Source organism: Pseudomonas sp. LBUM1655, assembly GCF_059716085.1.
Window position 1 is genome coordinate 4,397,370 of the sequence record NZ_CP166801.1, and the last position, 24,634, is coordinate 4,422,003.

At 59.0% G+C, this 24,634-nt stretch carries 18 protein-coding genes; 7 read left to right on the top strand and 11 right to left on the bottom strand.

Features of this window, described 5'->3' with window-relative positions:
• Positions 1–13 precede the first annotated feature (13 nt).
• The 4 genes from ubiG to ACA074_RS19610 all read left to right on the top strand — a co-directional run bounded on the left by ubiG (position 14) and on the right by ACA074_RS19610 (position 3,491).
• Positions 14–712: a bifunctional 2-polyprenyl-6-hydroxyphenol methylase/3-demethylubiquinol 3-O-methyltransferase UbiG gene (ubiG, locus tag ACA074_RS19595; RefSeq protein WP_093435309.1), complete on the top strand. Its 699-nt coding sequence runs from the start codon at positions 14–16 to the stop codon at positions 710–712.
• A gap of 4 nt (positions 713–716) precedes the next feature.
• On the top strand, positions 717–1,388 hold the full coding sequence (mupP, locus tag ACA074_RS19600; protein ID WP_489879037.1) for an N-acetylmuramic acid 6-phosphate phosphatase MupP: 672 nt from the start codon (positions 717–719) through the stop codon (positions 1,386–1,388).
• Between the two features lie 74 nt (positions 1,389–1,462).
• On the top strand, positions 1,463–2,203 hold the full coding sequence (locus tag ACA074_RS19605) for a YciK family oxidoreductase (RefSeq protein ID WP_497677629.1): 741 nt from the start codon (positions 1,463–1,465) through the stop codon (positions 2,201–2,203).
• 361 nt (positions 2,204–2,564) lie between these two features.
• Positions 2,565–3,491: a GGDEF domain-containing protein gene (locus tag ACA074_RS19610; RefSeq protein WP_489879036.1), complete on the top strand. Its 927-nt coding sequence runs from the start codon at positions 2,565–2,567 to the stop codon at positions 3,489–3,491.
• 62 nt (positions 3,492–3,553) lie between these two features.
• On the opposite strand, the gene ACA074_RS19615 is transcribed toward ACA074_RS19610, so the two are convergent.
• The 7 genes from ACA074_RS19615 to ACA074_RS19645 all read right to left on the bottom strand — a co-directional run bounded on the left by ACA074_RS19615 (position 3,554) and on the right by ACA074_RS19645 (position 11,439).
• Positions 3,554–4,315, bottom strand: coding sequence for an iron-containing redox enzyme family protein (locus ACA074_RS19615; protein WP_497677630.1), 762 nt, complete (start codon positions 4,313–4,315; stop codon positions 3,554–3,556).
• Positions 4,316–4,394: 79 nt separating this feature from the next.
• Positions 4,395–6,854: an EAL domain-containing protein gene (locus ACA074_RS19620; RefSeq protein WP_401270992.1), complete on the bottom strand. Its 2,460-nt coding sequence runs from the start codon at positions 6,852–6,854 to the stop codon at positions 4,395–4,397.
• Between the two features lie 201 nt (positions 6,855–7,055).
• The gene (locus tag ACA074_RS19625; RefSeq protein ID WP_497677631.1) at positions 7,056–8,882 is read right to left on the bottom strand and encodes an ABC transporter ATP-binding protein; all 1,827 of its coding nucleotides are present in this window, start codon (positions 8,880–8,882) and stop codon (positions 7,056–7,058) included.
• Positions 8,875–9,477, bottom strand: coding sequence for a DsbA family protein (locus ACA074_RS19630; protein WP_171061881.1), 603 nt, complete (start codon positions 9,475–9,477; stop codon positions 8,875–8,877). Before ACA074_RS19630 ends, ACA074_RS19625 begins: the two co-directional genes overlap by 8 nt.
• A 35-nt stretch (positions 9,478–9,512) precedes the next feature.
• Positions 9,513–10,454 (bottom strand): oxygen-dependent tRNA uridine(34) hydroxylase TrhO, encoded by a 942-nt coding sequence (trhO, locus tag ACA074_RS19635; RefSeq protein ID WP_497677632.1) that lies wholly within the window; start codon positions 10,452–10,454, stop codon positions 9,513–9,515.
• A gap of 151 nt (positions 10,455–10,605) precedes the next feature.
• Positions 10,606–10,905, bottom strand: a complete 300-nt coding sequence (locus ACA074_RS19640) for a BolA family protein (protein ID WP_064391455.1) — start codon at positions 10,903–10,905, stop codon at positions 10,606–10,608.
• A gap of 12 nt (positions 10,906–10,917) precedes the next feature.
• Positions 10,918–11,439: a DUF2059 domain-containing protein gene (locus ACA074_RS19645; RefSeq protein ID WP_095189242.1), complete on the bottom strand. Its 522-nt coding sequence runs from the start codon at positions 11,437–11,439 to the stop codon at positions 10,918–10,920.
• Positions 11,440–11,632: 193 nt separating this feature from the next.
• Between ACA074_RS19645 and ACA074_RS19650 the strand changes: the two genes are divergently transcribed.
• Positions 11,633–13,027, top strand: coding sequence for a class II fumarate hydratase (locus ACA074_RS19650; protein ID WP_489879034.1), 1,395 nt, complete (start codon positions 11,633–11,635; stop codon positions 13,025–13,027).
• Between the two features lie 87 nt (positions 13,028–13,114).
• Here ACA074_RS19650 and ACA074_RS19655 read toward each other — a convergent pair whose 3' ends face one another.
• A complete protein-coding gene (locus tag ACA074_RS19655) occupies positions 13,115–14,068 on the bottom strand; it encodes a DMT family transporter (protein WP_497677633.1) in 954 nt (317 codons plus the stop codon).
• A 212-nt stretch (positions 14,069–14,280) separates the two neighbouring features.
• Between ACA074_RS19655 and ACA074_RS19660 the strand changes: the two genes are divergently transcribed.
• Entirely contained in the window at positions 14,281–14,475 is a 195-nt protein-coding gene (locus ACA074_RS19660; RefSeq protein WP_401270999.1) for a DUF6316 family protein, read from the top strand.
• Between the two features lie 112 nt (positions 14,476–14,587).
• On the opposite strand, the gene ACA074_RS19665 is transcribed toward ACA074_RS19660, so the two are convergent.
• Positions 14,588–15,772 (bottom strand): thiolase family protein, encoded by a 1,185-nt coding sequence (locus ACA074_RS19665; RefSeq protein WP_497677634.1) that lies wholly within the window; start codon positions 15,770–15,772, stop codon positions 14,588–14,590.
• Between the two features lie 102 nt (positions 15,773–15,874).
• Positions 15,875–17,389 (bottom strand): polyphosphate:AMP phosphotransferase, encoded by a 1,515-nt coding sequence (pap, locus tag ACA074_RS19670; RefSeq protein WP_187677744.1) that lies wholly within the window; start codon positions 17,387–17,389, stop codon positions 15,875–15,877.
• 172 nt (positions 17,390–17,561) lie between these two features.
• Between pap and mnmC the strand changes: the two genes are divergently transcribed.
• The gene (gene mnmC, locus ACA074_RS19675) at positions 17,562–19,541 is read left to right on the top strand and encodes a bifunctional tRNA (5-methylaminomethyl-2-thiouridine)(34)-methyltransferase MnmC2/FAD-dependent 5-carboxymethylaminomethyl-2-thiouridine(34) oxidoreductase MnmC1 (RefSeq protein WP_497677635.1); all 1,980 of its coding nucleotides are present in this window, start codon (positions 17,562–17,564) and stop codon (positions 19,539–19,541) included.
• A 4-nt stretch (positions 19,542–19,545) separates the two neighbouring features.
• Here mnmC and ACA074_RS19680 read toward each other — a convergent pair whose 3' ends face one another.
• Complete coding sequence (locus ACA074_RS19680; RefSeq protein WP_497677636.1) at positions 19,546–24,387, bottom strand: NEL-type E3 ubiquitin ligase domain-containing protein; 4,842 nt, start codon at positions 24,385–24,387, stop codon at positions 19,546–19,548.
• Positions 24,388–24,634: the final 247 nt, after the last annotated feature.

Here is a 24,634-nt window from a genome sequence, read left to right on the forward strand (position 1 = left end):
CGAGGAATTGAACATGAGCAACGTCGACCACGCTGAAATCGCCAAATTCGAAGCCCTGGCCCATCGTTGGTGGGATCGCGAAAGCGAATTCAAACCGCTGCACGACATCAACCCGCTGCGGGTCAACTGGATTGACGAACGGGTCAATCTGGCCGGCAAGAAAGTCCTCGACGTTGGCTGCGGTGGCGGCATCTTGAGCGAAGCCATGGCGCAACGTGGTGCCACCGTGATGGGTATCGACATGGGCGAAGCGCCACTGGCAGTTGCGCAACTGCATCAGTTGGAATCCGGCGTCAGCGTCGAGTACCGCCAGATCACCGCCGAAGCCCTGGCCGAAGAGATGCCTGAGCAGTTCGACGTGGTGACCTGCCTGGAAATGCTTGAGCACGTACCGGACCCTTCTTCGGTCATCCGCGCCTGCTTCCGCATGGTCAAGCCGGGCGGCCAAGTGTTCTTCTCGACCATCAACCGCAACCCGAAGGCCTACCTGTTCGCCATCATCGGCGCCGAATACATCATGAAGCTGTTGCCGCGCGGCACCCACGACTTCAAGAAATTTATTCGTCCATCCGAGCTGGGCGCCTGGAGTCGCATGGCCGGCCTGACCGTCAAGGACATCATCGGCCTGACCTACAACCCGCTGACCAAGCACTACAAACTGGCCAGCGACGTTGACGTCAACTACATGATCCAGACCCTGCGCGAGGAGTAAGCCGATGGCCATCAGAGCAGTTCTTTTCGACATGGACGGCACCCTGCTCGACACCGCGCCGGATTTCATCGCCATCTGCCAGGCGATGCGCGCGGATCGTGGTTTGCCGCCGATCAACGACAAGCACATCCGCGACGAGATTTCCGGCGGTGCGATGTCCATGGTTGCGGTGACATTCTCGATGGACCCGGAATCACCGGGCTTCGAAGATCTGCGCCAGGAGTTTCTCAGCCGCTACCTCGTAGGCTGCGCTGTGCACAGCAAGCTGTTCGACGGCATGGAAGAACTGCTGGCCGACATTGAAAAAGCCAACCTGATCTGGGGCGTGGTCACCAATAAGCCATTGCGCTTCGCCGAGCCGATCATGCAACAGCTGGGGCTGGCCGAGCGTTCGGCGCTGCTGATCTGCCCGGATCACGTGAAGAACAGCAAACCGGACCCGGAGCCGCTGATCCTTGCGTGCAAGATGCTTGATCTGGATCCGTCGACGGTTCTGTTTGTGGGCGATGATCTGCGCGATATCGAGTCGGGGCGTGATGCCGGGACCAAAACGGCCGCAGTGACCTATGGCTACATTCACCCGGACGACAACCCGCGGCATTGGGGTGCGGATGTGGTGGTGGATCATCCGCTGGAGTTGCGCAAGGTGCTTGATAGCGCGCTTTGCAGCTGCTGAGACCTGACGCAGAGCGTCATTGGCTGCATTCCTTTGCTGCGCATGGGAACGATCTGACTGTTGATGAGGTGTTTATGTTTGATTACTCCGCTCGTCCCGAATTGCTCAAGGATCGGGTCATTCTGGTCACCGGTGCCGGTCGCGGTATCGGCGCGGCTGCCGCGAAAACCTACGCGGCTCACGGCGCGACAGTCCTGCTGCTGGGCAAGACCGAAGCCAATCTGACACAGGTCTACGACGAGATCGAAGCTGCGGGCCATCCGCAACCGGCAGTGATTCCCTTCAACCTCGAGACCGCCCTGCCCCATCAGTACGATGAGCTGGCAGCGATGATCGAGACCGAGTTCGGCCACCTCGACGGCCTGCTGCACAACGCCTCGATCATTGGCCCGCGCACGCCGATCGAGCAACTGTCGGGCGAAAACTTCATGCGCGTCATGCAGGTCAACGTCAATGCGATGTTCATGCTGACCAGCACGTTGTTGCCGCTGCTCAAGCTGTCGCAGGATGCTTCGGTGGTGTTCACCTCCAGCAGCGTCGGCCGCAAGGGTCGCGCTTACTGGGGCGCTTACGGTGTGTCGAAGTTCGCCACCGAAGGCCTGATGCAAACCCTGGCCGACGAAGTCGACGGCGTTGCTCCGGTACGCTCCAACAGCATCAACCCGGGCGGTACTCGCACCAGCATGCGTGCGCAGGCTTATCCGGGGGAAAACCCGCTGAACAACCCGACGCCGAAGGAGATCATGCCGGTCTACCTCTACCTGATGGGTCCGGACAGCACCGGGATCAACGGCCAGGCATTCAACGCGCAGTAATGCCATACGTCGCATTTGTTGCCGTGGCGGATTCCCGTCGCGGCAGTCATTTAACGCAATTAGCCGTCACAATATAGTCAAATATCCAGCACCGCTCTCTCTCATTTACGTTCAACCCTTTGATTCATAACGGGTTAAATAAAAACGAACCGAATGGCACGACTTTCGCTCTAAATTTCCTCAAAGCATGCCGTGTGAAGGCAATGGGGCAAGGCTTGGTTCGATAGCTTACTAATCGTCATCAGGCAGACTAGACTTACGTCAAATGTCCTACGGGACTGATGGATCAGTACGACACGCAGCCCAAAGCCGCTCTCACCCAGCCTGTAAGACAGACTTACTGCTTAGGGGCTCACGCCATATGAAATCACCTTCCCAGACCAATGCAATTGACTTTGACAGCGCCAAATTGCAACGCCTGGGTTTCGGTCAGCAGCCGCCTCTTCTGGAGCGGCCCGCCAGTCTCGCGCAATTGCGCCAGCAACTGAGCCTGCAACTGCAAACCAGTCTTGAACCACAACGCATCCTCGGTCTGTTTTTCCGTGAAGTTCAGCGTCTCGTGCCGCTGGATGCCTTGAGTTACGTGCACCAAGGCAGTGACCTGCGCCTGGAGTTCGGCGCTCGCGGCCATCATTCGGTCAGCTACACCTTGAGCCACGAAGGTGAGCATATGGGCGAACTGATGTTTCGCCGCAACCAACGTTTCAACGAGCAGGAACAGGGCAATCTAGAATCGCTGCTGTCGTCACTGCTGTATCCGATGCGCAACGCTCTGCTGTACCGCGCCGCCACCCAAAGCGCCCTGCGCGATCCACTGACCGGCGCCGGCAACCGCATCGCGATGGAGCAGACACTGCAACGCGAGATCGAGATGTCCCGCCGACACCTGCAGCCGTTGTCGGTGTTGATGCTGGACATCGACCACTTCAAACGGGTCAACGACAGTCATGGTCACAGCACTGGCGATGACGTGCTTAAAGCCGTGGCCGCGTCGATCAAGGGTCAGTTGCGCAACGTCGACATGGTGTTTCGCTATGGCGGGGAAGAGTTTCTGATCCTGCTGTCCAATACCAGCCGGGAAGCGGCGGCGATGGTTGGCGAGCGTCTGCGTTATGCGGCGCAGGCGGCGGAGTATTACGCCGATGGAAAGTTGATAGAGCTGACGGTCAGCCTGGGCTGCTCGACCCTGCTGCCGGGTGAGTCGGCAGAAAGCCTGTTGCGCCGCGCTGACAGCGCGCTTTACGTGGCCAAGCGCGAGGGGCGGAATCGATTGGCGATGGCGGGCTGAGTTTCAAAAATCAATGTGGGAGCAGGCTCGCTCCCACATTTTTTTGCGCAGTGTTGTCAGGTTCAGCTCTCGACCACAGTCCTGCGCTCACGGGTTACCAGCAAACGCTCGGAAGTCTCAAGCTGCATGCACCGCTCCAGGAACAGGTACATGTAGTCGTAGCTCTTGCAGATCGCTTGGCGCAACTCGGCCTGCAAGACCTTGCTCGGGTTCATGCCCGCCAGGGTGCAGATGATTTCCAGCGCTTCCCACGGATGAGCATCGTCATACTGGGCATGCATTTTCAGCCATTTCATCGCACGCTTGCGGTCTTCTTCGGGGAACGCTGCGGCGTACACCCCGGTAGAACAGACGACCGCCGACCACTCCCCGGTCGCACCCTCGATGGCATAGTTGGTGGCGGCAATGGCCACAATCAGTGAGTCGGCGGAGCTGGTGTGCCAGCACCAATGACTCAAGGCATGCAACTCAGGCGGTACGTGCTGGGCCTGGAGATCTTCCAGACTCACACCGTGTGCGCGACTCCAGTGCACCCAGTAGTCAGCGTGATTGAGTTCAACGCGAATGTTGCGCATCAGCCAACGCCGCGCCATGTCTTCACCGGGGTGACGGGCGAATTTGGTTTTGGTCAGGTTCTGCGCCATGTACAACGCGAACTGCTCAACTACCGGCCAGCCCCCGATCAGGTACTGGCGCATGGTTTTGGCGCTGAGTTTGTTATCACGCATGCGCAGGTAAAGTTCATGTTCGACAACCCGGCGCTTGCTCTCGCTGCAATCCTCAATGAGCTGTTGTGCCCAGACAGGATAACTTGCAGCTTCCATGAGTGGTCCGGTTCGGTTGAATGTGTCGATCACTGTTCGGCTCCTTTTGATTTGTGATTGTAAGGATCGGCGAGAGACTTCAACGGAACGTGCCAGGCGCTTTGAATAACAGCGGCTGCGGCCTGGCGGGCCGACTTTGCAAACTGTCGCAGGTAAACAATTGCGGGCGTTCGATAACGTAACCCTGAGCGTAATCCACACCAATTTCAAGCAGTGCCTGCTCGATCTGGGTTGTTTCAACAAACTCGGCAATTGTCTGCTTACCCATGACATGCCCGATGTGATTGATCACTTCGACCATTGCGCGGTTAATCGGATCGTCCAGCATATCCTTTACGAAACTCCCGTCGATCTTCAGGAAGTCTACAGGCAAATGTTTCAGATAAGCGAATGAAGACATTCCGGCACAAAAGTCATCTAACGAAAAATAACAACCTAAGCCTTTGAGTTCATTAATAAATCTAATTGCACTGCCCAAGTTTGAAATTGCACTGGTTTCAGTAATTTCAAAACAAATCATTTCAGGCGGTATCGAATAGTTAACAAACTGTTCGCGCAGAAAGTGCAAAAACGCGTCATCTCCTATAGTAATGCCTGACAGATTAATCGCACACATCGCTAATGGCCCTTCATGTTCTTGCGCAATACATTGAGCAATAACCTTGAATACGTTTTGCACTACCCAACGATCCAGTTGACTCATCAAGCCATAGCGTTCGGCGGCAGGAATAAAACTGTTCGGCAGAATCATCCGACCGGCTTCATCGTGCAGACGCAGCAGGATTTCAATGTGTCCTCTGTCGCCGCCACCCTGTTTCAACGGCGCGATTTCCTGGGCATAAAGGCAGAAGCGATTCTCTTCCAGCGCCATATGCAAACGTTGCACCCAGGCCATTTCACCAAAGCGCAGCGAGAGTTCGGAGTCGTCAGGGTGGTAAACCTGGACCCTGTTGCGGCCTTTTTCCTTGGCCATGTAGCAGGCCATATCGGCAGCACGCAGCGAGGCTTCAAGCGTCGTCGGGTTTTGTGCAACATGCACCAGACCTATACTCACCGTGGTCAGGAATGGCCGCCCTTTCCAGACAAAGTGCAGGTTCTGCACGGTCTGGCGCAGTGCCTCGGCGATCTTCTCCGCCGCTTCCGGCGCGCAGTTTTCCAGCAGAATGCCAAATTCGTCACCGCCAAGCCGCGCCAGCGTATCGCCTTCGCGCAGCCCCGATTGCAGCAAGGTGCAGATGTGCCGCAACAGCTCATCGCCCGCAGCATGGCCGCAGGTATCGTTGACCAGTTTGAACTGATCCAGATCCAGGAACATCAGCGCATGCCGCCCGGACTGGCGCGTGAGGTTGTGCAGCGCCTGCTCAAGGCGATATTCAAACTCACGACGATTCGCCAATCCGGTCAACGCATCATGGGTGGCCTGCCAGGAAAGGTTGGCGATGTATTGCCGCTCCTGGGTCATGTCGTGCAGCACCAGCACCGTGCCACTGACCTTGCCGGCATTGCGGATCGGCGCTCCGACCAGCGTCACCGAAAGCGTGCTGCCATCCAGGCGCTGAATCAGCTTGGAGTGCTCGCTGCCGCCGCTGAGCTGGCCGCTGAGAATGTGCTCGATCAGGGTCAGGCCTTCGGCCTGGGCGTTGTCGTCGAGCAAATTGAACAGCGCCGCCAAGGGCAAACCGGCGGCCTGCTCGGCCTTCCAGTGAGTCATGGCTTCAGCGGCGGGGTTCATGTAGTCAATGGCGCCGGTCACGTCGGTGGTGATGACACCATCACCAATTGATTGCAACGTCACATGTGCACGATCTTTTTCCATCTGCAACGCCTCGGCAAAGGCATGGCGCTGCTTGAGCAATTTGTGGGTACGCCACAAGGCCAGCACGATCAGCCCAAGCGCCGTGGCAAGGTTGGTGAACAGCAGCAGCCGCAGGATCATCCGCGAGCCTTCGCCCAGGGCATCGCTGAACGCTTTCGCGGCCGGGGTCACGCCATCGTTGATCGCAAAGATCCGCGCCTTCCAGCGCTGGATATCAGCCTCGGTAGCAGCATTGTCGACGATACGTTGATGCATCTCGCGCGCCACGTCATGAAGTTCGATCAGATAAGCATCACCGACCGTCCAGCGATCAATAGCGGTTTCCAGGTAACTGAAGTGACGGAAGTTGAGGTACAGCCAGATCACGCTGGAGACGTCGTCAGGATGGTTGCCGCCCTTGAGAATGCCGTCACGCGCCGATTGCAGGTCCGGCGGCTGACGGTCCAGCGCCACGCGCAACTGATGACCGCCCTGGGGCACGGCAATCGCACTTTGGTATTTGAGAAAAATCGCCTCGTCACGACTGTCGGCGTACAGATTGAGGTAGTAAATGGCGTCTTTCTGGCCCTTGGACCAGAGACTTTCCCCCGCCACGTAACCGCGAACGGCCGAGAGCACGTAAAGACTCACCCCGCCCAACAACGCCTGAAACAACACGACGGCAATAAATGGCCAGACGATGCCCAACAACCGTGGCGTTCCGAGAGTCCGCTTTTGCTTCATGAGATCCCTTGCGCAAGCACTGCCAGATGAGCACCGGAAAATACCGCTCCTGACAGCTCAGCCTAGGCTAATTTTCGACATGTCCAAGGGACAGCTGTGCCGTCCTCTATGCCGATCATGCAACCTGGCTGTACGGGGAGGTAATCCGGGTGTTTTTATTCGAAGCAATTCAAGCACTAAGCACAGAAACGCGGACAAAACTCAAGGGCGCTGGATTTGTTGCAAGTGACCGTAGAGTTTCGCGTACAGCCCGCCGTCGGCAATCAACTGCTGATGATCGCCGTCTTCGGCCACTTGCCCGCCGTCGAACACCAAGACCCGATCCGCTTGCTTCACCGCCGACAAGCGGTGGGCGATGATCAGCGTGGTGCGACCATTGAGGAACCGCGCCATGGCCTGATGCAGGTTGTATTCGGTGGCGGCATCAAGGGCTGAGGTGGCTTCGTCGAGGATTACCACTTTCGGCTCGGCGAGGATCATCCGTGCAATCGCCAGACGCTGGCGCTGACCGCCAGACAAGCGCACGCCGGAACGCCCGACGATGCTGTCCAGGCCATCCGGCAAGGCGCGGATGGTGGGTTCGAGCTGAGCGATTTCCAGTGCCTGCCAGCAGGCTTCGTCACTGCGCGTGCGGCCCATGGTCAGGTTGGCGCGCACGGTATCGTTGAACAGCGCAGGGTGTTGCAATACCACCGCGACGTTTTCCCGAACGGTCTCCAGCCCGATTTCCTGCTGGGTCGAACCGCCGAAACGGATGGTGCCCGCCAGCGGCGTGTACAACCCAAGCAGCAATTGCACCAGGGTACTTTTGCCGCCGCCGCTGGCGCCGACAATCGCCACTTTCTCCCCCGGGGCGATGGACAGGTTCAACTGATCCAGTACCAGTTCATCGCCGTAACCGAAGCTCAGGCCTTGCACCTGAATGCCCACGGTGTCGCGGCCCTTGAACGGATCAACACCACCCGGATATTGCGGCTCATCAGCCCGGGCCAGCAATTCATTGATCCGTGCCAGCGCGCCGCCGGCCGCGTAGTAGGCGTATTGCAGATTCAGCAGTTGCTCCACGGGGCCGATCATGAACCACAGGTAACTGAATACCGCGAGCATCTGACCGATCGACAGGTCGGAGAACAACACGGTGAGCATCGCCGCTGCGCGGAAAATGTCGATGCCGAACTGGAACAGCAGCCCGCTGGCGCGGTTGGAGGCATCGGTTTTCCACTGCGAGTTGACCGCGTAGTTACGCACCTCTTGCGCTCGCAGGCCGAGCCGGCCAAGGAAGTAACCCTGACGGTTGCCCGCGCGCACTTCCTGAATCGAATCGAGGGTTTCGCTCAGCGCCTGAGTGAAGCGCGCCGTACTGTCGTTCTCCAGTTTCTTGAGGTGTTTGACCCGTTTGCCCAACTGCACCGTGGCGTAGATCACCAGCGGATTGAACAGCAAAATCAGCAACGCCAGTTTCCAGTGCATCCACATCAGGATGCTCGCAGTGCCGACCAGCGTCAGCATCGCCACCAGAAAACGGCTTAGGGTTTCGCCGACAAACTTGTCGAGGGTGTCCAGATCGGTAACCAGGTGCGTGGTCACCGTGCCGCTGCCGAGACTCTCGTATTCGCCGAGGGAAATGCGTTTGAGCCGTTCGATCAGGCGCACGCGAATGCGATAGACGATGTCCTTGGCCAGGCGGGCGAACAGGCGCGACTGCAACACACCAAAGCACAACGCGCTGCAACGCAGAGTCAGGGTGAGCACCAGCATCAAGCCGATATAACCCGCTGCTTGCTGCCACATGCTCGGCAGTACATGGTTCATGATTTTCAGCGCGGCGTCGCCGTGACCGAGCAGGACTTCGTCCACCAGCAATGGCAGCAGCAACGGAATCGGCACGCTGCACAGCGTCGCCAGCACAGCCACGCCGTTGGCGATCCACAGGGATTTTTTGTGATGGAGTGCCAGTCGCCGGACTTCTGCCCAGCTCAGCCGGTCGACACGCTTTACGGCTGGCGTGTCATCGGCTCGGTCAGGCACAGGCTGCGCGCTCCAGCCAACGACCGAGCAGTGGCGACAATTCGCTGAGCGGTTGATAACCGTTGGTCAGCAACGCCAGTTGGCCGTTGCGTTCGGCGAGCAAGGTCGGGAAACCGGCGATGCCCAGATCCTGCACCCAACTGAAATCAGCCTGAGTCGCTTTGTGTTGATCGGCATGATCGAACAACGCAGCAAATTCGATACGCGGCACACCGGCCTGCTCTGCCAGTTCGACCAGCACGCTGGCCTGGGTGACATCGCGACCTTCAGCGTAAAACGCCTGCTGGATCAGTCCGACCAGTGTCCACGCGCAATCCGGCGCCAGGCTACGTGCCGTGACAATCGCCCGGCAAGCAGGCTCGGTGTCGTAGACAAAACCATCGGGCAGCGCGCCGTCGAACTTGAACGGCTGGCCGGTGGCCTCGGTGACGGCCTGCCAGTGTTCAAGAATGTAGCGTCGGGTGGTCGGCTCCAGCGCCGCACCGCTGCCCGTGCGCAATCCGCCAACGACAAGATGCAACTCGACCCCGGCTGCCTGCGCCTGTTCGACCAGTGCCTTGGCCACCGGAGCGAACCCCCAGCACCAGGAACACATCGGGTCCATTACATAGAGCAGGCGCGCAGACATGGTTAAGCCTCGGTGGATGCTTGCTTATAGTTGTAGCCGATCGGGTGCGGCTGGTTGCGGGCCTTGGCCAGTTCAATCTGCTTCTGCCGATCGATGGCGCTGCGGCGGGTTTTCTCGCTCAGGGTGTCCCAGCAGTGCGGGCAACTGACGCCGGCCACGTAATGCTCGGAGGCACGATCCTCAACGCTGACCGGTGTGCGGCAGGCATGACATTGATCGTAGTCGCCTTCGCTGAGGTCGTGTCGCACGGTCACACGGTTGTCGAACACAAAGCAGTCGCCCTGCCACTTGGTTTCTTCCTGCGGCACCTCTTCGAGGTACTTCAGAATGCCGCCCTTGAGGTGATAAACCTCTTCGAAACCCTCGCCCAGCATGTAGCTCGAGGCCTTCTCGCAGCGAATGCCGCCCGTGCAGAACATCGCGACCTTCTTGTGCACGGCCGGATCGAAGTGTTCTTTGATGTAGTCGGGGAATTCGCGAAAACTGGTGGTTTTCGGATCGATGGCGCCTTCGAAGGTGCCGATCGACACTTCGTAATCGTTGCGGGTATCGATCAACAGCACTTCAGGGTCGCTGATCAACGCGTTCCAGTCTTGCGGATCAACGTAGGTGCCGACCTTCTTGTTCGGGTCGACGCCTTCGACACCGAGGGTGACGATCTCTTTCTTGAGCTTGACCTTGGTGCGGTAGAACGGCTGCTCGTCGCAATACGATTCCTTGTGATCGATGTCGATCATGCGCGGGTCGTTCTTGAGCCAGGCGAGCAGGCCGTCGATGCCTTCACGCGTGCCGGAAACCGTGCCGTTGATGCCTTCTTCGGCGATCAGCAGGGTGCCTTTGATGGCATTGTCGACCATCGCTTGCAGCAGTGGCTCGCGCAGGTTGACGTAATCTTCGAGGGTGACGAACTTATACAGTGCCGCCACGACAATCGGTTGTGTCATGGGTATTTCTCCAGGTGGCTACCCTCGCAAAGGGTGAACCGGATACGAAAAAAAACGCGCCGGGTGAGCGGCGCGTTGCGGATTCTAGCAAAAACATCACCCTCTGCGGCAGCCACCTGTAGGAGCTGCCGCAGGCTGCGATCTTTTGATCTTAATGTTTGCTACCGCCGGCACAGGTCGGCGACGCCGGGGCGGCGCCGATCTCTGCCCATTCCTGCGGGGTGTAGGTGTGCAGCGCCAACGCATGGAACTCGCCCATCAGCTCGCCGAGCGTGCCATAGACTTTCTGGTGGCGCTTGACCCGGTTCAGGCCGTCGAACTGCGCGCTGACCACCACAGCCTTGTAGTGGGTCTGCAACCCGCGACTGTGCATGTGGCTTTCATCCAGCACTTGCAGATGCTCAGGCTGAAGCAGGGCCAGCGTCGATTCGATGCGTTGTTGCATGGTCATCACGAACTCCGCTTATGGCTTTTTCTTGGCCGGAGCAGCGCCTTTCGGTGCCAGCTCGTTGGTCATGTCTTCGAGCAACTTGTTAACGACAGGAACGGCGCTTTCCAGCTTGGCCTGGGTCATCTGGGCCGATTGCTGGGTCAGCTGCGGCATTTTTTCCAGGACTTTCTTGCCCAGTGGCGACTTGTAGAAAGCGACCAGGTCTTTGAGCTCGGATTCGCTGAAGTTGCTGGTGTAGAGCTTGACCATGTCGGGCTTCAGCTTGTTCCAGCCAATGGCCTGATCCAGGGCAGCGTTGGCTTTGGCCTGGTAGGTTTCCAGCGTGGCTTTCTTGGATTCCGGGGCCTTGGTCTGTTCAAAACGCTGGGCGAACATTTGCTGCACTTGCATGTACACCGGAGTGCCCAGTTTGTCAGCGTGCGCCAGGGTCAGGAAAGCTTCGGCACTGGCGTTGTGGCTGGCGGTATCGGCAAGCACCTGGCCGCTGGCGCAAACCAGTGCAACCGCGGTACAGATGGCACGAAGACGAGTCATCGAGTTTCCTTTTCTAGCTAACGAGGTAAAACCCCAAGGGCGACCATTCTGCGCCTAAAAAACGCTATGGCTCAACCCCCGCGCCTTGCCGCGCTTGATTGGCGGGGTTTTACCGGTCAACAATCGGATTGATGGAACCACCTGGGCCGACGCCGGCCTAATCAGCGCAAACAGACCAACAGGAGTGTGCACGATGAGCCGTATCGAAACCGACAGCCTGGGCCAGATCGAAGTCCCGGACGACGCCTACTGGGGTGCTCAGACGCAACGCTCGCTGATCAACTTCGCCATTGGCCAGGAGCGCATGCCACTGCCGGTGCTGCACGCTCTGGCCCTGATCAAGAAAGCCGCCGCCCGGGTCAACGACCGTAATGGCGACCTGCCCGCCGACATCGCGCGCCTGATCGAACAAGCCGCCGACGAAGTGCTCGACGGCCAGCACGACGATCAGTTTCCGCTGGTGGTCTGGCAGACCGGCAGCGGCACCCAGAGCAACATGAACGTCAACGAAGTGATCGCCGGTCGCGCCAATGAACTGGCCGGCAACCCGCGCGGCGGCAAAATCCCGGTACACCCGAACGACCACGTCAACCGCTCGCAAAGCTCCAACGACTGCTTCCCCACCGCCATGAGCATCGCCACAGCGAAAGCTGTACAGGAACAACTGTTGCCAGCGATCGCCGAGCTGTCCGGCGGCTTGGCCGAACTCGCTGCGCGGCACATGAAGCTGGTGAAAACCGGCCGCACGCACATGATGGATGCGACGCCAATCACCTTCGGCCAGGAACTGTCCGGCTTCATCGCGCAACTGGATTACGCCGAACGAGCGATCCGCGCGGCACTGCCGGCAGTCTGTGAACTGGCACAGGGCGGCACCGCCGTCGGCACCGGACTGAACTCGCCGCACGGTTTTGGCGAGGCCATTGCCGCAGAACTGGCGGCATTGTCCGGTTTGCCCTTCGTCACCGCACCGAACAAGTTCGCGGCGCTGGCCGGGCACGAGCCGCTGACCAGCCTGTCCGGCGCCTTGAAAACCCTCGCCGTGGCACTGATGAAAATCGCCAATGATCTGCGTCTGCTCGGTTCCGGTCCACGCGCAGGCTTTGCTGAAGTGCGGCTGCCGGCCAACGAACCGGGCAGTTCGATCATGCCCGGCAAGGTCAACCCGACCCAGTGCGAAGCGCTATCGATGCTCGCCTGCCAGGTGCTGGGCAACGACGTGACGATCGGCATTGCCGCGAGCCAGGGCCACTTGCAGTTGAACGTGTTCAAACCGGTGATCATCCACAATCTGCTGCAATCGATCCGCCTGCTCGGCGATGGTTGCAGCAACTTCCAGCAGCACTGCATTGCCGGGCTCGAACCGGATGCCGACGTCATGGCCAAACATCTGGAACGTGGGCTGATGCTGGTGACGGCGTTGAATCCGCACATCGGTTACGACAAGTCGGCGGAAATCGCCAAGAAGGCTTACAGCGAAGGAAAGACTTTGCGTGAGGCGGCGCTTGAGTTGGGTTATCTGACCGATGAACAATTCGATGCGTGGGTGCGTCCGGAGAACATGATCGAGGCCGGGGCCAAGGGCTAACAGCAAAAAGATCGCAGCGTGCCGCAGCTCCTACAGGGAAACGCATTCCAAATGTAGGAGCTGCGGCACGCTGCGATCCTTTGATCTTCAAGCCATGCGCAGCCGCCGCGCCTTCAGCCCGGCGATCAACGAAGGCCCCAACGCCACCAGCGCCGAGCCCAACACCACCAGTACCGCCCCGCCATAACCCAGGCCGTTGATCTGCTCGGCATGCACATAGTCCGGCCATATCCACGCCGCAATCGCCACTGCACCGAACGTCACCAACGGCGTTATCGCCAACGTCGCACTGACCCGCGATGCCTCCCAATGCGCCAGCGCTTCGGCAAACGCGCCATAAGCGATCAGCGTATTCATGCAGCATGCCAGCAGCAGCCAGCCTTGCAGCGGACTCAATTGCAGCGCTTCGAGCGGATGCACCCACGGCGTCAGCAACAACGCGCAGAACAGGTAGATCACCATCATCACCTGCAGCGAATTCCACACCGTCAGCAATTGCTTCTGGCCCAGCGCATAGAAGGTCCAGACCGTCGACGCCAATAACACCAGCAACACCCCGGCGGTGTAATCCGACAGCGAAGTCAGCAACTCCGCGAGACGCTGATTGAAGAACAACACAAAACCGATCAGCAACACTGCCAGACCGACGCCCTGACCGATACTGAATCGCTCCTTGAACACGAACAGACTGGCGATCAGCAACATGATCGGCCCCATCTGCACCACCAGTTGCGCGGTGCCGGGGCTGAGCAGATTGAGGCCCATCAGGTACAAAACGTAGTTGCCGACCAGCCCGAGCACCGCCATCAGCACCAGCCAGCCGCCCTTGGGGCCGAGCACTTTACGACTCGGCAGGCGTCTGGTCGAAGCCAGATAGATGAACAGGCAACCGCCGGACACCAGCAAGCGAAACCACGTCACGGTGACCGGGTCCATCACCAGCAGTACCTGTTTGAGTTTGATCGGCAGGATGCCCCACAAAAATGCGGTCAGCAGCGCCAGGCACAAGCCATATACCCAGCGCCCCGATGAAATGTGCATGCGAACTCCGACGGCTGCTGACAAGAGCCGTCATTCTAGGCGCAGTGCCGAACGCGACACAGGGACAGTTGGAGACACGCCGCGAATGAAACTGTGCAGGTCGCAGCATTAAATTGACGAGGCGCCGTTGATCGGCTGGGCAGGCAAGGTAAGTGCTTCAGGCATAAGCTCATTGGATCCACTCGCAATCAATGCACGTCAGGAGACCCGTCATGTTAGGCATGCGCGCCCAAGACCCTGCCCCCGCCACACAGTTTCGCAGCGACCGCGTATGCCGGGTGAATGGCGAACTGTTTTTCAGCACTCGGGAAAACACCCTGGAAGGGCCTTTCGACAGTCACGAGAGCGCCGAGCGGGGGATAAAGGCTTATATCGCGCGGATGCAGGTTATGGATTCCAACAGATAAACTGCGGTGCTTCCTTCGCGAGCAGGCTCGCTCCCACAGTTGAAATGCATTCCAAATGTGGGAGCGAGCCTGCTCGCGAAAGCGCTAGAACGAACAACAAACTCTTTGGAGCCTAGCGCACAGCCTCAAACAACCCCGTAGCACCCATCCCGCCGCCAACACACATGGTGACGACGCCGTAACGCAGATTGCGCCGCTGCAACTCCCTCACCAGATGCCCGACCTGCCGCGACCCGGTCATGCCGAACGGGTGGCCAATGGAAATCGACCCGCCATTGACGTTGTATTTGTCATTTTCGATCTCCAGCCGATCCCGGGCGTACAGGCACTGCGAAGCAAAGGCCTCGTTCAGTTCCCACAAATCGATGTCCGCCACTTGCAAACCCTTGACCTTGAGCAGTTTCGGCACCGAGAACACCGGACCGATGCCCATTTCGTCCGGCTCGCAACCGGCGACGGTGAAACCACGGAAAAACGCTTTCGGCTTGAGCCCCAGTTGCAGGGCCTTTTCCAGGCTCATGACCAAGGTCATCGATGCACCGTCGGACAGTTGCGACGAGTTGCCCGCCGTTACCGAACCGTCGTCAGCAAACACCGGCTTCAATCCGGCGAGGCTTTCGTAAGTGGTGTCCGGACGGTTGCAGTCGTCGCGCTCGACGATGCCATCGAGGATCTGCACTTCGCCGCTGTTCTTGTCCTCGACCCGGTACTTCACCGCCATCGGCACGATTTCATCATCAAACAACCCAGCCGCCTGCGCCTGCGCGGTGCGCAGCTGACTTTGCAGCGAATAGCGATCCTGGGCTTCGCGGCTGACGCCATAACGCCGTGCCACCACTTCAGCGGTCTGGCCCATCGTGTAGTAGATGCCCGGTGTCTGCTGCTTGAGCAACGGGTTGATCAAGTGATCGGTGTTGACGCTTTTCAGGGTCAGGCTGATCGACTCGACGCCGCCGGCGACGATGATGTCGCTGCAACCCGAAGCGATCTGGTTGGCGGCGATCGCAATCGCCTGCAAACCGGAAGAACAGAAACGGTTGAGGGTCATCCCGGCGACGCCGGTGCCCAATTGCGAGAGCACCGCGACGTTGCGGCCGATGTTGTAGCCCTGCGCGCCCTCGTTGGAACCGGCACCGACGATGCAGTCCTCGACGCTGGCCGGGTCGATGTCGTTGCGCTCAAGCAGCGCATTGACGCAATGCGCTGCCATGTCATCGGGACGGGTCTGGTTGAACTTGCCGCGAAAGGACTTGGCCAGCCCGGTTCGTACGCTGTCGACGATCACCACTTCACGCATGGCATACCTCATTGTTGTTGTCGGTTGAGAGTGGCTCGAGCATAAGCCCACCAAATGACCGACCGCGACAATCATTCACCCCGCGTATGCGTGCCCATCGCTTCAGTCCTTGTGCTTTTTGGCCTTCTTGTCGGACTTCTCGAAAGCCTCTTCCAGCGCGAGGTTGATCGTGCGCAACACCTTGACCCGCGCCCAGCGTTTGTCGTTGGCCTCGACCAATGTCCACGGAGAAATCTCGGTGCTCGTGCGGTCGACCATGTCGCCCACGGCAGCACGGTAGGCGTCCCACTTGTCGCGGTTGCGCCAGTCGTCTTCGGTGATTTTGAAGCGTTTGAACGGAATTTCTTCGCGCGCCTGAAAGCGCTCCATCTGCGTGTCCTTGTCGATGGCCAGCCAGAACTTGACCACGATCACCCCGGCGTCAGCGATCTGCTCTTCATAATCATTGATTTCACTGTAGGCGCGCAGCCAGTCGGCCGGGCTGCAAAAGCCTTCGATGCGCTCCACCAGCACCCGGCCATACCACGAGCGGTCGAACACGGTGAACTTGCCCCGCGCCGGCAGATGCCGCCAGAAGCGCCACAAATACGGCTGCGCCCGCTCCTCTTCGGTCGGCGCGGCAATCGGCACGATGCTGTACTGGCGTGGATCAAGCGCCGCCGCCACCCGGCGAATCGCCCCGCCCTTGCCCGCCGCATCATTGCCCTCAAACACGGCAACCAAGGCGTGGCGGCGCATGCGTTTATCGCGCATCAACCCCGACAGTCGCGCCTGCTCGGTGATCAGTTGCTCTTCGTAGTCTTTCTTCTCCAGGCGCTGAGTCAGGTCGAGGCTGTCAAGCAGGTTCAACTGATCGACCGCCGTGCCCAACGGTGCGGCGTTGACTTCCTCGGCGTGCACATCCGGGCGCTTCAGGGCGTTTTGCAGGCCCTCAAGGAGAATCTTGCCGACCGCCAGACTGCGGTAGTTGGCGTCCATGCCTTCAATGACATGCCACGGTGCGTAGTCGCGACTGGTGCGGCGCAGCACGCGCTCGCCGTATTTGACGAACTTGTCGTAGGTTTGCGATTGCTGCCAGTCCAGCGGGCTGATGCGCCAGCTGTGCAGCGGGTCATCGGCGAGAGACTTGAGCCGCGCTTTCATCTGCTTCTTGGACAGGTGAAACCAGAACTTGAAGATCAGCGCGCCTTCATCGCAGAGCATTTTTTCCAGGCGTTCGGCGGCGTTGATCGCCTGATCCAGGCGCGGATCCTTGAATAAACCGTGCACCCGCCCCTGCAGCATCTGGCTGTACCAGTTACCGAAGAAAACCCCCATACGCCCCTTGGCCGGCAGCATCCGCCAATAGCGCCACGCCGGTGGGTGCGCCAGCTCTTCATCAGTCTGCTGGTCGAAGGTGCGCACCTCAATCAGGCGCGGGTCCATCCACTCGTTGAGCAGCTTGACCGTCTCGCCCTTGCCCGCACCTTCGATGCCGTTGATCAAAATGATCACCGGGAAACGCTTTTGCTGCTGCAATTCGAACTGGGCTTCCAGCAACGCCTCACGCAGCGCCGGGACAGCGGCCTCGTAAGTGTCTTTGTCGATGGCGTGACCGATTTCAGCGGATTCAAACATTGGACGGCTCCTTCCAGGGTTCAGCAAGACTAGCGGATTGGGCACGGACGAGGCACAGAAATTCCCGCGGGTGGCGGATTGTCCTCGGGTCATCGCGAGCAAGCCTTGCCATGGATCAAGCAGCGCCTGCGCGATCGGCTAGAATGGCCGCCTTGTCGTTGCCGAGCCTGCCATGAAACCTGTAATGCCCCACGCCCAACTCGACTGGGATGATCAGGGACGCCCGCGTTCGCGAGTGTTCGATGACGTGTATTTTTCCGACAAGTCGGGGCTGGATGAAACCCGTTATGTGTTCCTTGAACAGAACCGTTTGGCCGAGCGTTTTGCCGCGTTGCCGGAGAATGGGCGCCTGGTCATCGGTGAAACCGGGTTCGGCACCGGGCTGAATTTTCTCTGCGCCTGGCAACTGTTCGAGCAACACGCGGTGGCGGGTTCCAGGCTGCATTTTGTCAGTGTCGAAAAGTACCCATTGAGCCCGGCCGACCTGCAACGCGCGTTGGCCTTGTGGCCAGAACTCAAACCGCTGGCCGATCAGTTGCTCAATCATTACGTGGCCATTCATCAAGGCTTCCAACGCGTCACGCTGGCCGACGGTCGGGTGACGTTGACGCTGCTGATCGGCGATGCCCTGGAACAATTGCCACAGCTGGATGCACAGATCGATGCGTGGTTCCTCGACGGTTTTGCCCCGGCAAAAAACCCGGACATGTGGACCGCCGAGCTGTTCGTCGAACTGGCCCGACTGGCGGCCCCCGGCTCGACCATCAGTACCTTCACCAGCACCGGTTGGGTGCGGCGCTTGCTTAACGCTGCCGGGTTCAAGATGAAACGCACGCCGGGCATCGGCCACAAGTGGGAAATCCTGCGTGGCGAGTTCCTCGGCTGGCCACCGGAAGTGCCACCACCAGCCCCCGAGAAACCCTGGTTCGCGCGCCCTGCCCCTCTGACCGGTGAGCGCCGGGCGCTGGTGATTGGCGCAGGTCTGGCGGGCTGCGCCACGGCGGCCAGCCTTGCAGCCCGCGGCTGGCAGGTGAGTTTGCTCGAACGCCACGACGCCGTGGCGCAAGAAGCCTCGGGCAACCCGCAAGGTGTGCTGTATCTGAAACTGTCGGCCCATGGCACCGCACTATCGCAACTGATCGTCAGCGGCTTCGGTTACACCCGCCGCCTGCTCGAAAGTCTGCAACGCGGTACCGACTGGGACGATTGCGGCGTGCTGCAACTGGCGTTCAATGCCAAGGAAGCCGAACGCCACGCTCAACTGGCAGAAGCCTTCCCGACAGACCTGTTGCAGTGGCTCGACCAGCCTCAAGCGCAGGCCCGCGCCGGCGTGGGTCTGGAGCATGGTGGTTTGTACTATCCCGAAGGGGGTTGGGTGCATCCACCCGCGCTGTGTCAGGCACAGGCCATGCAACCGAACATCGAATTGCTCAGCCATCGCGAAGTGCTGGAACTGCGCAAGGTGGATGATCAATGGCAAGCCTTCGACGGTGACCGTTTGCTCGCCAGCGCTCCCGTCGTGGTGCTGGCCGGTGCTGCCGAGATCAAACGTTTCGCGCAAAGCGCCGAGTTACCGCTCAAGCGTATTCGCGGACAAATCACACGCCTGGCGCAGACGGAACAAAGCCAGGCACTGGCCACAGTGGTGTGCGCTGAAGGCTACGTCGCACCCGCACGACTGGGTGAACACACCCTCGGCGCCAGTTTCGATTTCAACAGCGACGACCTGACCCCGACCACCGCCGAACACCTGGGTAATCTGGCGATGCTCGAAGAGATTTCCAGCGACCTCGTCTCACGCCTGATCATTAGTGAACAGGATGTTGAGAGCCTGCTGGGCCGCGCGGCTTTCCGCTGCACAAGCCCGGACTACCTGCCGATCGTCGGCCCCCTCGCCGACCGTGCTGCGTTCACTCACGCGTACGCGGCGCTGAGCAAGGATGCCCGACAAGTGCCGGACATCGCCTGCCCTTGGCTCGACGGTCTATACGTCAACAGCGGCCATGGCTCGCGCGGGCTGATCACCGCGCCACTGTCCGGCGAACTGCTCGCGGCCTGGTTGAACGATGAGCCGTTGCCACTACCAAGAAGCGTTGCCGAGGCCTGTCACCCCAATCGTTTCGCCTTACGTCAGCTGATACGCGGCAAGTAAAGCTTCAATCACCGGGCATCGCACAGATGCCCAGGTCCATCAGCCGTATCGCATCGTTGGTCAGGCGGGTGACCACTGTTCCTTCGGCCTCCTCGCGTTTGAGTTTGATCGCATCCATCTGGTTCAGGTAATCCCCGGTGGTCAGCTTGGTTGCCTGATCAAAAACGGCATCGATTTGCGATGCGAACGTTTGCTCAATGCTGTTGAACGATCGCGGAAACGTGCGCTTGAGGTACTCGCACCAGAATGGCTGACGCAGCATGAATGTCAGCCATTCGGAGGACAGTTCAGCGGTATTGACCGCATTTTTTGCCGTAGCCAGATCCGCTTCGGTCACCCCGCCCAACACGGCAAACCGCATATGCCGAGGCTGCCCCGGCAGATCAAGGTCATCGGCAAGGCCCGTACGATACGCAAGGCTCACCTCAAGCGGATCGGCAGTCGGGTTCTTGCGCACATGCTCTTGGGCGATGTGGTCCAGTTTGTCCAGCCGGAACAGGCCCCTGCCCAGTTGGAGCAAAGGCTTCGCACTGGTGGTTCGGCCGCCGGCGAGGCTGGTCACCCTGTCGACTTCCACGGCGACTTCAATATGGCTGAAATTCATCGCCGCCGTATCCGTACAGTTGATCGGGTTGGCGGCCAGATTGAGCACTTGCTCGCATAACTCTGCGTCGGATTCCGCGGCTTCAAGGATCGCCCAAACCCGGCGATGCATGTCATCGCTGACCTTTTCAGAGTCGGCCGTATTGCCGACCTCCGCCAGCAAATGAAACAGGCCCTCGGCCCGTGGATCGTCCTTGAAGGCTGTCCAGATCCGGTTACGCCGGCCCCAGTCCTCTCCGGCTCCGTCCTTAAACCACAGTGAGCGCGCCTGCTGTTCATCGAGTCGAGCGATATCGTCTTCCAGATAGCCCATGCCGATACCGACGTTGTTTCGATAATCGGCCAGATGAGTGGCGCTGGTGCTCGACAAGGGATTACCGCGCAGGTTGACGGCCTGACTGAAACGTTTCGATGTTTTGAACAGCCAGTTCGGCAGCTCCTTGATGTCGTTGTTGCGCAGATCCACCCAGTCCAGATAAGGCAGGCGTGCAAGGCCTTTGGGTAATTCGGTGGCACCCGTCTCACGCAAGGACAGGGAGTGCAGGTCAAACATCTTGCTCACGTCCGGGGTCGCGCCCAACGGGTTACTGCTCAGGTTCAAGTTGCACATTGTGCGTATGTTGCTCAGCTTCACCAGAGACTGTTCGGTCAGCTTGATCTGGTTACCCGCCAGACTCAACCGGGCGAGATTGGGCATGTGCGACAGAATCTCGGGCAGCCGCGTGAGTTTATTGTTGTCGAGTTGCAGGGACTCGACCTTTTTGAATGACTTGAGGAAATAAACGAGATCATCGCCCTGCGCCATGTTTTTCATCGACAACTGTTGAATATGATCGAAGTTCAACTCCGGCGGTAACGTGGGCAATGCCCCCACCCGCATTCCGTCGAGATTCAGCACACAGACCGATTGGCCACTTTCATCGGTCGCCAGAAACAGCCGCCGAAACCCGTCTTCAATCAGCCCTGCCGTCAACTTGCGGCTGTACCACTCTTCACGCAAGTCACCGCCCAGCGCCCTCATCGCAGCTATGTCCTCACTCCAGACGTCCAGCACCTCACGCAATTGCAGCAGTTCATGGCGCAGACCTTTGACCCGGGCCGCGCGTGTCAACGGGTCGTCGCCCAACTGATCGATAAGCTCGATGGCCTGCGCTTGGGAGAAACGTGGATAGAGTTTTCTCACCTTGCGGATCAGTGCTCGCGGATGCGTGGTCGCCGTCGCTGCATGGTCATGGTCAGCTTGAAAACAGCCGAGTTCAGCGCTCAGCGGTGCAAACTCGCCGCCGGCCAATAGCTGGGCACTGGTCTCACGCTCATCCAGCGCAACGTTGAGTAATTTGCTGCGCAGCCGCGCACTGTCGGCGTCCACAGGATCGGCGAAGCCGGCGGCGATGCGCTGGCGCGGAGGGAGTGCCTTGAGGATCGCGGCATAAAGGCTGTCGGGACCTGCTGCGGTAATCCCGAGGGATTTACCGTCCCCGCCAAACGCTTCGTAGCCGTTGCTGGATTTGACCAGCGTGCAGGTGTTCAGGGGTGTCGCCGATTCATTACCGATGGCTTCCAATATCGGCCCGGTCAGTGTCTTGTCACGCACCGACAGGCGCAGTTCAGCGTCCCATCCACTCAAACGAGGCAGCAACTGGATGGCCAGTTTTTCACAGTCGGCATTGGCGATCTGCGGTACGTGAAACCCGCTTAGCGCGCGATCGAGTCGCACTTGGGCGCTAGCTTCGCGGGCTTTTTGCGCCAGCCGCAAGGGCACCCGCCCGGTGGAGCGCAAATGCAAACGATCAACACTCGACGCCTGATCAATCAGGCGTTGCGCATAGCGCGCGGGGATATCGGCGAACACGCTACGCAGCTTCTTCACCTCGTCCGCATCACTCTGGTCATGTCGCTGGTACATTCGCTCAAAAACCGCGCGACGATCAGCCTTGAACGCCGCCCCCAGTTTTTTCGCCAACGCTGGCCTTTGCGACTCAGGGCTGACCCTGGCTCCCAGCAACGTATCGACCTCGTGCTGAAACAGGCCATCGATTACCGTCTGGAGCAACTGCCCCTCCTCCAGTTGATCCTGGCTGACAGCCACGCTGAGTTCTTCATCGAGGAGGGTGGTCGTAGGATAGGTTGCAGTGATTGTGCCTTCGGGATCACTGACTGCGATGTAGCGATCAGTAGGCCAGCCCGGCAGTTTCGGCAGGCCGTGCAACTGCTCCGGCAGTGGCTGGCCAGCGTGGGTTTCGCCGCTTTGCAGTTCGATGATGAATTGGCGTAACTGACGCTCGATCCGCAAGCGCTCCACGGTGTCGCGTAACCGGGCAGGCAAGACCAGGTTGTCAGTAAAGGCGCGCTGCAATTCATCGTGCGGGATGTTGCTGATTCGGCGAATCATCTCCAGATCCGTATCCCCGAACTCGCTCAGATGCGGATCAATGCGTTTGAGGGTATAGGGCGCGCTTTTCCACTTTTCGACATCTTCAGCCGCCAGGCGCCAGCCACCCTCGATGTGCCGTTCAAGCTCGGCGGCATAGGCTTGAGGGCGCTCAGGATGGTCAAGACGCCAGACCCGACTGACTGGATCGATGCTTCCGGAAAATATCCGATGGTCAACCCGAGCCACGGTTTTGTCCCGGATCTGATAGAGCTCCTCAGAGCCATCCGCCACCGTAAATCCCGATGGAAGCTGATGCTCATACGTCCTCAGATCGGGCTTCCACAGGCGTGGTTTGCCGGTCGGGTCGAGAATCGCGGTGAACTGGTCGAAAAACTCCGGATGGGCACGAACCAGTTTGCTTCCCAACGCACCGACCGCCTTCTGCGCACCGGCGAAAACGCCCATCAGCAGAATATTTTCGACCACGCTGAGCACATGTGACAAAGCCTCCTGCTGATCGCCCCGACGCCAGTCTTCGACCCCTTCGTACACCTCCGCCAACAGTTGCCCGAGCGCGACCCCCATCATCAATTGGCCGACTACCGGAACGAAAAAACCTGCCACCGTCGCAATCGTCACACCCAGTTCGAGAAAATCGAGAAAGCGTTTCTGACGCACCTCTTCATCAACATCGGCGGTCGGCACGGCGAGCTTGCGAGCGTCGATCTGCATCTTGCCGACGTGACTTTGCACCATGAACTCGAACAGTGGCACGGTGATCGGCAACTGCCGGATGTGGCCCAGATCAGCTTTATCGGCGAAGGTTTTGAAGAAGTCGGCCTTGTCATCTTCGTCAAGACTGTTGGCGAAATAGTCCTTGTAGCTTTTCACATTCAATTTCTGCGTGAGGTACTGCTTGAATGCGTTGAAACTGGCGTACTCGTACAAAGGCCTTTGCGGCTCGTTGGCCATGTACACCAGGCACCATTCGTCCGGGTACAACTCGAACGACCGGACGGAAAACACCACAACACCCCAGACGCAACTGTCGAGCACCTCAATGCCCTGCATGAGCAATGCACGCTTCTTGTAATGCAGGGTTTTCGACGAGACCTCGCCATCAGCGGCAATCAGCCTCTGGATCGTTTGCAGGCCTTGCGGCGTGATGTGCTGCCTTAGCCCGGCCAAATGCATATCCAGTTGCAGCAGGTGCTTTTTCAGCGTCGCGATATCGCGAGTCATCGGGCTGGTCGCAACCACTTTGCCGTCGCTGTCGGCCAGGCCGAACACCTGCTGGAAATGTTCCTGGTAGCGTTTACCCAGATCCAGTTCGCGACAGAATCTGGCGAACGATGCAGGGGTCAACCCGGCCACGCCTGAGGGTGCGCCATGCACCTGGATCAAACTGCCGACAGGATAATTGTCGGCCTCTTCGTCCTCGCTGAAGTTCTGCATCGCCGCGTGCAGCAATGTTTGTGAAGCGTGCGCAAAGGTTTCAATACCTTGGGCGTCGGTTGAGGTCGGCAGGCAACCGCAATCGATCCCCGGCAGACTCAACAGATCCTTCTCGACATTGAAGCTCGCCGACCACTTGCGACTCAACGCCTTGGTCAATTCGGCAATGCAGAAGCTTTTCAGGGGTTTGAGCAGCAGTAGATCCTTCTCGACCTTGAGCTGAGCGGCGTGCAGGTCGCGCGCGGTCTGGTCGAGTGCGGCCAAAGTGGCGACCGAACTCTTGAGCAGCATATCGGGCAGGTTTTTTTGCAGCGCCTCGGCGCTGTCCAGGTCGCCTGTGGCTTCGAACAAGGCGCTGAGTACTTCATTTTGAGTCAATGCGCGCGGTGCGGATTTATCCTGTGTGGTGTTCATCGGCAATAGTCCTTTATTGCAGGATTGAACTTCAACCTTATCCACACTCACTACAAATTAAAACATATAACCCTAACTCATTTAAATTACATTACAGCAAACACACCTCACCAAAGACCGTGCGGTATATATTTATATTAAACATTCAAATACTAAAGCAAAGCACACAAGAAACCATTCAATAAAAGAACTTTTTTATCACGACAGCCGAACATAACATGGCATCTCATATAAAAAAGAGACTTCC

Bases quoted from the DNA above. Each gene is read 5' to 3' on its own strand.
- ubiG (WP_093435309.1), top strand. From the start codon at position 14: ATGAGCAACGTCGACCACGCTGAAATCGCCAAATTCGAAGCCCTGGCC.
- mupP (WP_489879037.1), top strand. From the start codon at position 717: ATGGCCATCAGAGCAGTTCTTTTCGACATGGACGGCACCCTGCTCGAC.
- ACA074_RS19605 (WP_497677629.1), top strand. From the start codon at position 1,463: ATGTTTGATTACTCCGCTCGTCCCGAATTGCTCAAGGATCGGGTCATT.
- ACA074_RS19610 (WP_489879036.1), top strand. From the start codon at position 2,565: ATGAAATCACCTTCCCAGACCAATGCAATTGACTTTGACAGCGCCAAA.
- ACA074_RS19615 (WP_497677630.1), bottom strand. From the start codon at position 4,315: ATGGAAGCTGCAAGTTATCCTGTCTGGGCACAACAGCTCATTGAGGAT.
- ACA074_RS19620 (WP_401270992.1), bottom strand. From the start codon at position 6,854: ATGAAGCAAAAGCGGACTCTCGGAACGCCACGGTTGTTGGGCATCGTC.
- ACA074_RS19630 (WP_171061881.1), bottom strand. From the start codon at position 9,477: ATGTGTTCCTGGTGCTGGGGGTTCGCTCCGGTGGCCAAGGCACTGGTC.
- trhO (WP_497677632.1), bottom strand. From the start codon at position 10,454: ATGACACAACCGATTGTCGTGGCGGCACTGTATAAGTTCGTCACCCTC.
- ACA074_RS19640 (WP_064391455.1), bottom strand. From the start codon at position 10,905: ATGACCATGCAACAACGCATCGAATCGACGCTGGCCCTGCTTCAGCCT.
- ACA074_RS19645 (WP_095189242.1), bottom strand. From the start codon at position 11,439: ATGACTCGTCTTCGTGCCATCTGTACCGCGGTTGCACTGGTTTGCGCC.
- ACA074_RS19650 (WP_489879034.1), top strand. From the start codon at position 11,633: ATGAGCCGTATCGAAACCGACAGCCTGGGCCAGATCGAAGTCCCGGAC.
- ACA074_RS19655 (WP_497677633.1), bottom strand. From the start codon at position 14,068: ATGCACATTTCATCGGGGCGCTGGGTATATGGCTTGTGCCTGGCGCTG.
- ACA074_RS19660 (WP_401270999.1), top strand. From the start codon at position 14,281: ATGTTAGGCATGCGCGCCCAAGACCCTGCCCCCGCCACACAGTTTCGC.
- ACA074_RS19665 (WP_497677634.1), bottom strand. From the start codon at position 15,772: ATGCGTGAAGTGGTGATCGTCGACAGCGTACGAACCGGGCTGGCCAAG.
- pap (WP_187677744.1), bottom strand. From the start codon at position 17,389: ATGTTTGAATCCGCTGAAATCGGTCACGCCATCGACAAAGACACTTAC.
- mnmC (WP_497677635.1), top strand. From the start codon at position 17,562: ATGAAACCTGTAATGCCCCACGCCCAACTCGACTGGGATGATCAGGGA.
- ACA074_RS19680 (WP_497677636.1), bottom strand. From the start codon at position 24,387: ATGAACACCACACAGGATAAATCCGCACCGCGCGCATTGACTCAAAAT.